At 69.8% G+C, this 12,191-nt stretch carries 12 protein-coding genes and 1 pseudogene; 8 read left to right on the top strand and 5 right to left on the bottom strand.

Annotation, left to right across the window (positions count from 1 at the left end):
- The first annotated feature begins 196 nt into the window (after positions 1-196).
- The 5 genes and pseudogenes from I0D00_RS10855 (at position 197) to I0D00_RS10875 (ending at position 4,479) form a co-directional block, all read left to right on the top strand.
- Positions 197-1,344, top strand: a pseudogene (locus I0D00_RS10855) (MlaE family ABC transporter permease).
- On the top strand, positions 1,341-2,129 hold the full coding sequence (locus I0D00_RS10860; RefSeq protein ID WP_213639729.1) for an ABC transporter ATP-binding protein: 789 nt from the start codon (positions 1,341-1,343) through the stop codon (positions 2,127-2,129). The pseudogene I0D00_RS10855 and the gene I0D00_RS10860 overlap by 4 nt, the downstream one beginning before the upstream one ends.
- Positions 2,130-3,047: an MlaD family protein gene (locus I0D00_RS10865; protein ID WP_213639730.1), complete on the top strand. Its 918-nt coding sequence runs from the start codon at positions 2,130-2,132 to the stop codon at positions 3,045-3,047.
- Complete coding sequence (locus tag I0D00_RS10870; protein ID WP_213639731.1) at positions 3,044-3,688, top strand: ABC-type transport auxiliary lipoprotein family protein; 645 nt, start codon at positions 3,044-3,046, stop codon at positions 3,686-3,688. The genes I0D00_RS10865 and I0D00_RS10870 overlap by 4 nt, the downstream gene beginning before the upstream one ends.
- Positions 3,689-3,774: 86 nt before the next feature.
- Positions 3,775-4,479, top strand: a complete 705-nt coding sequence (locus tag I0D00_RS10875) for a glutathione S-transferase N-terminal domain-containing protein (RefSeq protein ID WP_213639732.1) — start codon at positions 3,775-3,777, stop codon at positions 4,477-4,479.
- A 61-nt stretch (positions 4,480-4,540) separates the two neighbouring features.
- Here the strand turns inward: I0D00_RS10875 and I0D00_RS10880 are convergent, their stop codons facing one another.
- Positions 4,541-6,082, bottom strand: coding sequence for a phosphoenolpyruvate carboxykinase (locus tag I0D00_RS10880; RefSeq protein ID WP_213639733.1), 1,542 nt, complete (start codon positions 6,080-6,082; stop codon positions 4,541-4,543).
- Between the two features lie 159 nt (positions 6,083-6,241).
- Complete coding sequence (hslO, locus tag I0D00_RS10885; RefSeq protein WP_213639734.1) at positions 6,242-7,135, bottom strand: Hsp33 family molecular chaperone HslO; 894 nt, start codon at positions 7,133-7,135, stop codon at positions 6,242-6,244.
- Positions 7,136-7,233: 98 nt separating this feature from the next.
- Between hslO and I0D00_RS10890 the strand changes: the two genes are divergently transcribed.
- A complete protein-coding gene (locus tag I0D00_RS10890) occupies positions 7,234-8,031 on the top strand; it encodes a phosphatase PAP2 family protein (protein ID WP_213639735.1) in 798 nt (265 codons plus the stop codon).
- Positions 8,032-8,041: 10 nt separating this feature from the next.
- Here the strand turns inward: I0D00_RS10890 and I0D00_RS10895 are convergent, their stop codons facing one another.
- Complete coding sequence (locus tag I0D00_RS10895; protein WP_213639736.1) at positions 8,042-8,440, bottom strand: RNA-binding S4 domain-containing protein; 399 nt, start codon at positions 8,438-8,440, stop codon at positions 8,042-8,044.
- Between the two features lie 117 nt (positions 8,441-8,557).
- Here I0D00_RS10895 and rimB point away from each other — a divergent pair, with 117 nt between their 5' ends.
- Together rimB and rimK are read left to right on the top strand one after the other, a co-directional pair.
- Complete coding sequence (gene rimB / locus I0D00_RS10900) at positions 8,558-9,025, top strand: retropepsin-like aspartic endopeptidase RimB (RefSeq protein ID WP_476748430.1); 468 nt, start codon at positions 8,558-8,560, stop codon at positions 9,023-9,025.
- On the top strand, positions 9,022-9,927 hold the full coding sequence (rimK, locus tag I0D00_RS10905; RefSeq protein WP_213639738.1) for a 30S ribosomal protein S6--L-glutamate ligase: 906 nt from the start codon (positions 9,022-9,024) through the stop codon (positions 9,925-9,927). Before rimB ends, rimK begins: the two co-directional genes overlap by 4 nt.
- 8 nt (positions 9,928-9,935) lie before the next feature.
- On the opposite strand, the gene I0D00_RS10910 is transcribed toward rimK, so the two are convergent.
- Together I0D00_RS10910 and ompR are read right to left on the bottom strand one after the other, a co-directional pair.
- Positions 9,936-11,249 (bottom strand): ATP-binding protein, encoded by a 1,314-nt coding sequence (locus tag I0D00_RS10910; RefSeq protein WP_213639739.1) that lies wholly within the window; start codon positions 11,247-11,249, stop codon positions 9,936-9,938.
- A gap of 90 nt (positions 11,250-11,339) precedes the next feature.
- Complete coding sequence (gene ompR / locus I0D00_RS10915; RefSeq protein ID WP_213639740.1) at positions 11,340-12,077, bottom strand: osmolarity response regulator transcription factor OmpR; 738 nt, start codon at positions 12,075-12,077, stop codon at positions 11,340-11,342.
- Positions 12,078-12,191 lie beyond the last annotated feature (114 nt).

Below are 12,191 nucleotides of genomic sequence, written 5' to 3' on the forward strand. Positions count from 1 at the left end.
GCGTGCCTGCCTCCACTTGTGAAGCACGTCACGCAGAATACCCCGGCCCGCGGGCCCGCAAAACCCCACAAGCGGGTGAGCGCGGCACTTTTCCGAGTCACCGCCTGGTCTTATCACATGGCGTCCCGATCGGACGCCCGCGCCCGGCTCGGCGTCGATCCGTCGCGGCGGACCTGCGCGAACTAAGCTTGGAGCTATGAGCACCGCCCCGTACATCACCCCGCTCCAGTCCCAGGATACGGATGCCGCTCCGGGCCTGCGGATCGGCGGCGACTGGACCCTGACCCACTACGCCACCCTGGAGCCCCGGGTGCGGGCGCTGCGCGGCCGCCTGACGGCGACCGCGGCGGTCGAACTGCAGGACCTCGGCGCCCTGGACACCGCGGGCGCGGCGCTGCTGGTGGAGCTGCTCGGCAGCCGGCGCCTGGGCGAACTGGCGAGCACGGCGCCGGGCCTGGCGGCCGAGCGGCGCGCCCCCTGCTGCAGGCGGTGGGCAGCGCCATGGCCGGCGCCGCCCCGCCGCCGCCGACGCGCCGGCCCTCGACCCTGCGCGAGCTGCTCGGGCATATCGGCGAAGCGGTCGAGGCGCTGTGGCAGCTGGTCGTGGCCCTGCTCGGCTTCATCGGCCTGACCCTGGCCACCATCCTCGCCGTGCTGCCGCGCCCACGCCGCTGGCGCCTCACCGCCCTGGTCGCGCACCTGGAACAGAGCGGGCTCAACGCCCTGCCCATCGTCGCCCTGCTGACCTTCCTGGTCGGCGCGGTGGTGGCCTTCCTCGGCGCCACGGTACTGGCCGGCTACGGCGCCAGCCTGTACACGGTCAACCTGGTGGCCTTCTCCTTCCTGCGCGAGTTCGGCGTGCTGCTCACCGCCATCCTCATGGCCGGGCGCACGGCCAGCGCCTTCACCGCGCAGATCGGCGCGATGCAGGCCAACGAGGAGATCGACGCGATCCGCACCCTGGGCCTCAGCCCGCTGGAGTTGCTGGTGCTGCCGCGGGTGTTCGCCCTGCTGATCGCCCTGCCGATCCTGACCTTCGTCGCCATGCTCAGCGGCATCCTCGGCGGCGCCGTGGTCTGCGCCCTGGCCCTGGACATCGGCCCGACCATGTACCTGGCGATCCTGCAGGAGAACATCGTCCTGCGGCACTTCCTGGTGGGCATGGGCAAGGCGCCGCTGTTCGCCTTCCTGATCGCGGTGATCGGCTGCCTGGAGGGCTTCAAGGTCACCGGCAGCACCCAGTCGGTGGGCGAGCGCACCACCTCCAGCGTGGTCCAGTCGATCTTCGTGGTGATCCTGCTGGACGCCCTGGCCGCGCTGTTCCTGATGGAGATGGGCTGGTGAACGCCGAGCCGATCATCGAGGTGCACGGCCTGTGCAACCGCTTCGGCGCCCAGGTGGTGCACCAGGACCTGCAGCTGCAACTGCGGCGCGGCGAGGTGCTCGGGGTGGTCGGCGGCTCGGGCACCGGCAAGTCGCTGCTGCTGCGCAGCATCCTCGGCCTGCGCCGCCCGAGCGGCGGCAGTGTGCGGGTGTTCGGCGAGGAGGTGCTGGGCCTGTCGCCGGCGCGCCGCGCACAGCTGGAGCGGCGCTTCGGCGTGCTGTTCCAGCGCGGCGCGCTGTTCTCCTCGCTGACCGTCAGCGAGAACATCGCCCTGCCGCTGATCGAGCACGCCGGCCTGCCCCGGGCCGCCGCCGAGCGCCTGGCCGGGGTCAAGCTGGCCCTGGTCGGCCTGGCCCTGGAGGCCGGCGCCAAGTACCCCGGCGAGCTGTCCGGCGGCATGGTCAAGCGCGCCGCCCTGGCCCGCGCCCTGGCCCTGGACCCGGAGATCCTGTTTCTCGACGAGCCCACCTCCGGGCTCGACCCGATCGGCGCGGCGGCCTTCGACGGCCTGCTGCGCACCCTGCGCGATGCCCTGGGGCTGAGCGTGCTGCTGGTCACCCACGATCTCGACGTGCTCTACAGCCTGTGCGACCGGGTGGCGGTGCTGGTGCGCCAGCGGGTGCTGGTGGCCGACCGCCTGGAGCGGGTCGCGGCCTACGACGACCCGTGGATTCGCGACTACTTTCACGGCCCCCGTGGACGCGCCGCCGAGCGGGCCGCCCACGGCGCGCCGGGGAGGCCCTGAATGGAACCGCGTGCCCACCATGTGTTGATCGGTCTGTTCACCGTGCTGAGCCTCGGCGCCGCGCTGCTGTTCGCCCTGTGGCTGAACAAGTCCACCGCCGACCAGGCGCTCAGCGACTACGAGGTGATCTTCAGCGAGACCGTCAGCGGCCTGAGCAAGGGCAGCGCCGTGCAGTACAGCGGCATCACGGTCGGCGAGGTGGCCCGCCTCGACCTCGACCCCGAGGACCCGCGCAGGGTGCGCGCGCACATCCGCGTGCTCAGCCACACGCCGATCAAGCGGGACACCCGCGCACGCCTGTCGGTCACCGGCATCACCGGCATCGCGGTGATCCAACTGCACGGCGGCACCCCGCAGAGCCCCTTGCTGCGCGGCGACGGCACGCAGCCGCCGCAGATCGTCGCCGAGCCCTCGCCCCTGGCGCGGATGATGGCCAACGGCGACGACCTGCTGCTGACCCTGACCCGCCTGCTCGAGCGCGCCGACCGCATGTTCTCCGAGGCCAACATCCAGCGCGTATCACGCACCCTCGAGCACCTGGAGCAGACCAGCGCCAGCGTCGCCGCCCAGCGCGACAGCCTGGGCCAGGCCCTGCAGCAGATCGGCGCCGCCAGCCAGGAAACGGCGCAGCTGATGCGCGGCCTCAACCTGCTGCTGGCCGCCGAGGGCCGCCAGAGCCTGGCCAACACGGCGCGCCTGACGGCCTCGCTGGCGCGCAGCAGCGAGAACCTCGAGCGCCTGCTCGGCGACAACCGCGAAGCCCTCGACAGCGGCCTGCAGGGCCTGGGCGAGCTGGGTCCGGCGGTCGAGGAGCTGCGCGACACCCTCGCCGTGCTGCGCGCCTTCTCCCGGCGCCTGGAACAGGACCCGGCGGGCTACCTGCTGCGCAGCGAGCGCATCGAGGAGTTCCAGCCATGAGCCGCCTAGCCTGCGCCCTGCTCCTGGCCGGCCTGCTCGGTGCCTGTTCGCTGCTGCCCGAGAGCGAGCCGCTGACGCTCTACCGCCTGCCCGCCAGCGCCCTGCCCAGCCAGGCCCAGGGCTCGGCGGGCGTCGCCTGGGGCCTGCGGGTGAACACGCCCCACGGCGGCGCCCTGCTGGACAGCCCGCGCATCGCCGTGCTGGCGGACGGCGACCGGGTCAGTGCCTACCACGGCGCACGCTGGGTCGACCGCGCCACCCTGCTGCTGCGCGACCGCCTGCTCGACGGCTTCCGCGACGACGGCCGCATCGCCCTCCTCAGCAGCGACACCAATCGCCTGCGCGCCGAACTGCAACTGGACGGCGACCTGCGCGCCTTCCACGGCGAATACCAGGAGGGCCGTGGCGAGGCCCACATCCTCCTGGAGGCGCGCCTGGTAGACAGTCGCAGCAGGCGCATCCTCGCCAGCCGCCGCTTCCAGGTACGCCAGGGGGCGAGCGACAGTTCGGTGGCGGCCCTGGTCAGCGCCTTCGGCCGGGCGGCGGACCGCCTGAGCCTGGAGCTGGTGCAGTGGACCCTGGCGCAGGGCCGGGCGGCGACAGGGCCCGGCTCGAGCGCTGGCGACGGCGCGGCAAACTGACCCGCCCCAGGACAACGCATGGCCGCAGGCGCTCGGGTTCGCTATCGTGCCCCTTGCCCAGCAATCACTGCCGCCAAGGACTCCCGATGCACGACCTCTGCGCCTACCCCATCACCGCGAAATGGCCCGCCGCTCACCCCGAGCGGCTGCAGCTCTACTCCCTGCCGACGCCCAACGGGGTCAAGGTGTCGATCATGCTCGAGGAGACCGGCCTGCCCTACGAGGCGCACCTGGTCAGCTTCGAGCGCAACGAGCAGCTGTCGCCGGCCTTCCTCTCGCTCAACCCCAACAACAAGATTCCCGCCATACTCGACCCCGACGGCCCGGACGGCCGGCCCCTGGCGCTGTTCGAGTCCGGGGCGATCCTCCTCTACCTGGCGGAGAAGACCGGCCAGCTGCTGCCCGGCGATGCCAGGGGGCGCTACGAGACGCTGCAATGGCTGATGTTGCAGATGGGCGGCATCGGCCCGATGTTCGGCCAGGTCGGCTTCTTCAACCGCTTCGCCGGCAAGGACTACGAAGACAAGCGCCCCCGCGACCGCTATGTCGCCGAGGCCAGTCGCCTGCTCGGCGTGCTCGACCGGCGCCTGGCCGAGGGGCCCTGGATCATGGGCGAGGACTACGGCATCGCCGACATCGCCACCTTTCCCTGGGTGCGCAACCTGATCGGCTTCTACGAGGCCGGCGAGCTGGTGCAGATCGAGCGCTTCGCCCACGTCACCCGGGCGCTGCAGGCCTTCCTCGCGCGGCCGGCGGTGAGCCGCGGACTGAACATTCCGCCGCGCGAATAGGCCGGCGGCGGACACGAAAAAGCCGCCCGTAGGCGGCCTCTTCTGCGAACCCGGGCGCGGCTTAGAGCTGCGGGCCGGCGTTCTTGATGGCGTCGGAGACGTCGAACTTGGCGAAGTTGTCGATGAACAGCTTGGCCAGGCCCTTGGCGGCCTCGTCGTAGGCGTTCGGGTCAGCCCAGGTGTTGCGCGGGTTGAGCAGGTTGGTTTCCACGCCCGGCACCGACTTCGGCACGCTGAGGTTGATGATCGGCAGCTGCTCGGTCTCGGTACCGATCAGCGCGCCGCTCTGGATGGCGGCGATCACCCCACGGGTGGTGGGGATGTTGAAGCGCTTGCCGACGCCGTAGCCGCCGCCGGTCCAGCCGGTGTTGACCAGGTAGACCTTGGAGCCGAAGCCGCGGATACGCTTGATCAGCAGCTCGGCGTACTCGCCGGCCGGACGCGGGAAGAACGGCGCGCCGAAGCAGGTGGAGAAGGTCGACTTGATGCCGCTGCCGCTGCCCATCTCGGTGGAACCGACCAGCGCGGTGTAGCCGGAGAGGAAGTGGTAGGCCGCCTGCTCCTCGTTGAGGATCGACACCGGCGGCAGCACCCCGGTGAGGTCGCAGGTGAGGAAGATCACCGCATTCGGCTCGCCGCCGAGGTTGCGCTCGCTGCGCTTCTCGACATGGCTCAGCGGGTAGGCGGCGCGGCTGTTCTGGGTCAGGCTGTCGTCGCTGTAGTCCGGTACGCGCTGCTCGTCGAGCACCACGTTCTCCAGCACGGCGCCGAACTGGATGGCCTTCCAGATCACCGGCTCGTTCTTCTCCGACAGGTCGATGCACTTGGCGTAGCAGCCGCCCTCGATGTTGAACACCACGCCCTCGCCCCAGCCGTGCTCGTCGTCGCCGATCAGGTAGCGGCTCTCGTCGGCCGACAGGGTGGTCTTGCCGGTGCCGGACAGGCCGAAGAACAGGGTGACGTCGCCTTCCTCGCCGATGTTGGCGGCGCAGTGCATCGGCAGCACGTCGGCCTCCGGCAGCAGGAAGTTCTGCACGCTGAACATGGCCTTCTTCATCTCGCCGGCGTAGCGCATGCCGGCGATCAGCACCTTCTTGGCGGCGAAGTTGATGATCACGCAGCCGTCGGAGTTGGTGCCGTCGCGCTCCGGCACGCACTCGAAGTTGGCGACGTTGAGGATCTGCCACTCGGCCTTGGCGGCCGGGTTGTAGGACTCAGGGTTGATGAACAGGCAACGGCCGAACAGGTTCTGCCAGGCGGTGGCGGTGGTCATCTTGACCGGCAGGTAGTGGGCCTCGGCCGAACCTACATGGACGTGGGAGACGAAGCTGTCCTGGGCGTCGGAGAAGGCCTGCACGCGGTCCCACAGGGCGTCGAACTTGTCCGCCGGGAACGGCCGGTTGATCGGGCCCCAGGCGATCTTCGCCTCGCTGCCCGGCTCCTGCACGATGAAGCGGTCGGCGGGCGAGCGGCCGGTACGCTGGCCGGTGCGCACCACCAGCGAGCCGTTGGCGGCCAGTTCGCCTTCGCCACGACGGAGGGCTTCTTCGACCAGTTGGGCGGCGCTGATGTCGGTGTACACGGCGTTGTTGGCTTGCGTCATGTGAGTCCCCGTCGGCCCGGCGGCCGAGTCTTCCAAACGTTTTGTAGTTAAGGCCTGAGCACTACTACAGCGATAAAAAAGTCGCGGGAGTATGCCAGAAAGCACCTCCCTTGGCAGCACCCGATCCGCCCAGCGGGCCGATAGACGCCCGCTATCGCCTCAGTGGCGCGTGTCCAAGGGCCCCTCGCTGCCACCGCCGGCGAACAGCTGGGCGACGTCGGCGGCATCGAAGGCGTAGCGCTGGTTGCAGAACTGGCAGTCGATCACCACCTCTCCGGCGTGCTCGGCGAGCAACAGCTCGGCATCGGCCTGGCCCAGGCTGACCAGCGCCCTGGCCGAGCGCTCGCGCGAGCAGCTGCAGCGGAAGCACAGCGGGCGCGGCTCGAACAGGCGCAGCGCCTCCTGGTGGTAGAGGCGGTGCAGCAACGTCTCGTTGTCCAGGCCGAGCAGCTCCTCGGCGCTCAGGGTGTCGGCCAGGGTCAGCAGGTGTTGCCAGCTGGCCGCGCGGGCCTCGGCGTCCGGCAGGCGGTCGGCCGGCAGTTGCTGCAGCAGCAGGCCGCGGGCGCGCTGGCCGTCGGCGCACAACCAGAACCGCGTGGGCAGCTGTTCCGAGGTGGCGAAGTAGTTGGTCAGGCAAGCGGCCAGGGTGGCGCCGTCCAGGTCGACGATGCCCTGGTAGCGCTGGCCCTGCTTCGGCTCGATGGTCATGGCCAGCACGCCTTCGGGCATCAGCTCGAGCAGCCCGGCCGCGGCGCCGATCTGCTCGGCGTGGTAGCGGGCGATGCCGCGCAACTCGCCGTCGCTGGAGCACTCGACCATCAGCAGCGGCACCGCGCCGGAGGAGCGCGCCTGCAGCACCAGCAGGCCGTCGAACTTGAGGGTGCCGATCAGCAGCGAGGCCGCGGCCAGCAGCTCGCCGAGCAGCTGCGCGACCGGCTGCGGATAGTCGTGCTTGGCCAGCACGTGCTGGTAGCTCTGGCCCAGGCCGACCAGCTCGCCGCGAACATCGGAGTCGTCGAACAGGAAGCGCTGGGTGTGATCGAAATCGTGCATTGGGCAACCGGATGTGAACAACAGATGACAAAGCGCCGCGACCTATCTATAAAGCGCGTCGCAAATTTCATCAGGGAAGGTTAGAGGAGCGACATTCTATGGATAAAGACAACCGCATCCAAGCCACTTGGCGATGGCCGGCCCTGCTCGGCCTGCACCTGCTGGCCGCCGCCGTGCTCGCCAGCTGGCTGCTGCCGGCCAGCCGCGCGCTGTGGGACGGCGCCGGCCTGTGGCTGTTCCAGTGCCTCAACGGCTCGCTCGGCCAGGTGCCGCTGTGGGACGGTTTCTGGGCCGTGACCAGCACGCGCCTGAGCGATGCCCTGGTCGGCGCGCTGATGCTCGGCCTGATGCTGAACTCGCGCTGGGTGTTCCGCGTGGGCGAGCTGCGCCCGGCGCTGTTCACCTTCCTCGGCCTGCTGCTGGTGCTGCTGGTGGTGCGCGTGCTGTTCAACAAGCTGGTCGGCCTGCTCGACTGGCAGCACGCCAGCCCCTCGACCCTGGTGCCGGGCACCTATCACCTGAGTGCCGCCTTCCCCGAACTGGAGCGCCTGTTCGAACTCAAGGACCGCTCCAGCCGCAGCTTCCCCGGCGACCACGCCTCGGTGCTGCTGCTCTGGGCGCTGTTCATGGGATTGTTCAGCCGCGGCTGGAAACGGGCGGTGAACTTCGGCCTGGCCCTGTTGTTCGTGCTGCCGCGGCTGGTGGCCGGCGCCCATTGGCTGGCGGACGTCGCGGTCGGCGGGGTGTTCATCGCCCTGACCAGCTTCGCCTGGGGCTACTGCACGCCGTTGGCCGGGCATATCGGCAACGGCCTGGCCCGGTTCAGCCAGCTGCTGTGGGGGCTGCTGCAGCGACTGCCGCTGCTCAAGCGACTGCGGGTGATTTCCCCGCTCTGAACGCCGCGCGTCAGTCGTCCTGGCCGCCGCGGAACTGCTGCAGCTGGCGGCGCTGCTTCTTGCTCGGCCGGCCGTCGGTCTGCACGCCCAGGGCGCCGGCCTTGCGCTGCGCCGCGGCGAGTTCGCGACGGGCGATGCTGTCGGCGGTCTCGCGGTACAGTTCCTGGGCCTGCGGCGCGCCCCGGCGCACCGCCGACAGCGCCTGGATCACCACGGTGCGCTCGTCGAAGCCGGCGCGGATCACCAGCTCGTCGCCGAGCTTCGGCTCCTTGCTCGGCTTGCAGCGTTCGCCCCGGCAATGCACCTTGCCGCCCTCGATCGCCGCCTTGGCCAGGGCGCGGGTCTTGTAGAAGCGCGCCGCCCACAGCCACTTGTCCAGGCGCACCTTGTCGTCGTCTTTCTCGCTCATCGCTCTCTCGATCAAAAGAATGCCGCTGCCCGACGATTCTGCCTGATGCAGTTGCCCCGATGCACAACTAGAATTCCCGGACTATCGGTCAGCAAGGCCCAATGGATACCGCCCCGCGTGAAGACCTTCGACCAACTCAGCGTGATCGGCCTGCGCGAATGGATCAACCTGCCGGACCTGGGCATGGTCGGCCTGCGCGCGAAGATCGACACCGGCGCCAGCACCTCCTGCCTGCATGCCAGCGATATCCAGCCGTTCGAGCGCGACGGCGCCGACTGGGTGCGCTTCACCGCGCACATCGGCACCCTGGTGCAGCGGCGCCATCGCTGCGAGGCGCCGCTGGTGGCGGTGAAGCGGATCAAGAGTTCCACCGGCCATGTGCAGAGCCGCTACACGATCCGCACCAGCCTGATCCTCGGCGACCGCAGCTGGTCGGTGGAATTCACCCTGACCTGCCGCAAGACCATGCGCTACCGGGTGCTGCTCGGCTCCAAGGCGCTGGTCGACGGCCAGCTGGTGGTCAACCCGGCGCTGACCTACGTGCAAGACAAACCCTCGCTCCTCGACCTACCTGGTGCCCCATGAAAATCGCCATCCTGTCGCGCAACCCGCGTCTCTATTCCACTCGCCGCCTGCTCGAAGCGGGCGAGCAACGGGGGCACGAAATGGTGGTGATCGACACCCTGCGCGCCTATATGAACATCGCCAGCCACAAGCCGCAGATCCACTATCGCGGCGAGCCGCTGGAGGGCTTCGACGCGGTGATCCCGCGGATCGGCGCCTCGGTGACCTTCTACGGCTGCGCGGTGCTGCGCCAGTTCGAGATGATGGGGGTGTTCCCCCTCAACGAGTCGGTGGCCATCACCCGCTCGCGGGACAAGCTGCGCTCGCTGCAGCTGCTGTCGCGCAAGGGCATCGGCCTGCCGGTGACGGGTTTCGCCCACTCGCCGGACGACATCCCCGACCTGATCCAGATGGTCAACGGCGCGCCGCTGATCATCAAGGTGCTGGAAGGCACCCAGGGCATCGGCGTGGTCATGTGCGAGACGCAGAAGGCCGCCGAGTCGGTGATCGAGGCCTTCATGGGCCTGAAGCAGAACATCATGGTCCAGGAATACATCAAGGAGGCCGGCGGCGCCGACATCCGCTGCTTCGTGGTCGGCGACAAGGTCATCGCGGCGATCAAGCGCCAGGCCAAACCCGGCGAGTTCCGCTCCAACCTGCACCGCGGCGGCGAGGCCAGCCTGATCAAGATCACCCCGGAGGAGCGCATGACCGCCATCCGCGCCGCCAAGGTCATGGGCCTGTCGGTGGCCGGGGTGGACATCCTACGCTCGCACCACGGCCCGCTGGTGATGGAGGTGAACTCCTCCCCCGGCCTGGGCGGCATCGAGACCACCACCGGCAAGGACGTCGCCGGGATGATCATCGAGTACCTAGAGAAGAACGCCGTGCCGCACCTGACCCGCACCAAGGGCCGCGGCTAAGACGGGCCTCAGGCCGCGTCGCGCGGCAGCAGCAGGCCCAGGGGCAGGCAGACCCGCGCCTCCAGGCCGCCGCCGGAGCGGTTGCGCAGCTCGACGCTGCCGCCGTGCAGCGCGGCGATGCGCTTGACGATGGCCAGCCCCAGGCCCGCGCCCTGGCCGCCGCGGGCGCGGTCGCCGCGGATGAAGGGGTTGAAGATGCTGCTCAGCTCGTCCGGAGCGATGCCGGCGCCACGGTCGAGCACGCTGAGCACCACGTAGGGCGCGCTGTGGTGGCCGGACAGGTAGGCGGCCACCTCCACCGCGTCGCCGCCGTAGCGCAGGGCATTCTCGATCAGGTTGACCAGCAGGCGCTTGATCGACACCCGGCGCAGCGGGAAGGCCGGCAGCGGCTCCAGGCACAGGCGCACCCGTTCCCCCTGCTGGTTGTAGGGCGCCACCACCTCGCGGATCAGCTCGCCCAGATCGAACGCCTCCAGCGGCTCGTCGCGACCGTCGCGGATGAAGGCGAGGAACTGGTCGAGGATCGCGTCCATGTCCTCGATGTCGCGCACCATGTCCTCGGTCAGCTCCGAGTCGCTGTCGAGAAACTCCATGGACAGGCGCAGGCGGGTCAGCGGCGTGCGCAGGTCGTGGGACACCCCGGCCAGCATCAGCTCGCGCTCGCGGGCGGCCTGCTCGACGTCCTCGGCCATCTGGTTGAAGGCGCGGTAGACCTCGGCCATCTCGCTCGGCGTGTCGCCGACCGGCAGGCGCACGCTGCGCCCCTGGCCGATCTGCCGGGCGGCGAACACCAGGCGCTTGAGCGGCGCGCTGAGCTGGCGCACGAAGATCCAGGCCGCCGCGGTGGACAGCAGGCCGATGCCGAGGAACCAGCCGAGCACGCTCCAGATCCGCTGGCCGCGCAGCGGGTGGGGGTACATGGGCACCCGCAGCCAGCCGTCGTCGAAGGCCGGGGCGTGCACCCAGAGCGCCGGCGGGCTGTGCACCCGCACCCGCACCTCGGTGTCCGGGCCCAGCTCGGCCTGCATCTGGCGCTGGAAGATCTCGCTGTAGGGCCAGTGCTGCTCGCTGGCCGGCACGGCCTTGTAGGGCACCCGCTTGAGGCCGGCGGCCGCGGCGATGGTCGCGCGGTCCTCCGGATCGGCCGCCCAGTAGGCGCGCAGGGTCAGGGCCGCGCCGTGGCTGTACTGGCGGTCGACCAGCACGTCCTCGTTCATCATCAGATAGACCAGGGTCAGCGCCTTGGAGAACAGCACGACCACCAGCACCAGCCAGAGGGTACGGGCGAAGAAGCTTTGCGGGAACCACAGCGGGGTTTTCATAAGCGGCTCGGCGTAGGGTGGAAAACGGTCACGGGCCTTTTCCACCAGGCGATCTCATCGGTGGGTAAGCCCCATGCGGCGTTATCCACCCTAGGACTTGGCACCGTCCGGGACGAACACATAACCGACGCCCCAGACCGTCTGGATATAGCGCGGCTTGGAGGGGTCCGGCTCGATCAGGCGGCGCAGGCGCGAGATCTGCACGTCGATGGAGCGCTCCAGGGCGTCCCACTCGCGGCCGCGGGCCAGGTTCATCAGCTTGTCCCGGGTCAGCGGCTCGCGGGCGTGCTGCACCAGAGCCTTGAGCACGGCGAACTCGCCGGTGGTGAGCATGTGCACCTGCTCGCCCTTCTTCAACTCGCGGGTGGCCAGCGACAGCTGGTAGTCGCCGAAGCTCACCGTCTGCTCCTCGCTGCCCGGCGCCCCCGGTACCACCGGCGCCTGGCGGCGCAGCACGGCCTTGATCCGCGCCAGCAGCTCGCGCGGGTTGAAGGGCTTGGCCAGGTAGTCGTCGGCGCCCAGTTCCAGGCCCTGGATGCGGCTGGCCTCGTCGCCCTTGGCGGTGAGCATGATGATCGGCACCTGGTTGTTCGCCTCGCGCAGGCGGCGGCAGGCGGACAGGCCGTCCTCGCCCGGCAGCATCAGGTCGAGCACCACCAGGTTGAACAGCTCGCGCGCCAGCAGGCGGTCCATCTGCTCGACGTTCTCCACGGTGCGCACGCGGTAGCCCTGCTCCTCGAAGAAGCGCTCGAGCAGGCGACGCAGGCGGGCATCGTCATCGACGATAAGGATTTTCTCGCCTTCGACAGAAGAGGCGGTACCGCTCATAGAGGCTCCTAGATCGAGGGGCTGTCGCGCCCGAAGGGCGCTCGAACAGCGGGCAACGTCGGCATTATGGCCCAGCCACGGCCCCCGGCGGGCCGGCCATTGTTAGCAGATTTT

Source organism: Pseudomonas lalucatii (genome assembly GCF_018398425.1).
GTDB classification, from domain to species: Bacteria; Pseudomonadota; Gammaproteobacteria; order Pseudomonadales; family Pseudomonadaceae; genus Aquipseudomonas; species Aquipseudomonas lalucatii.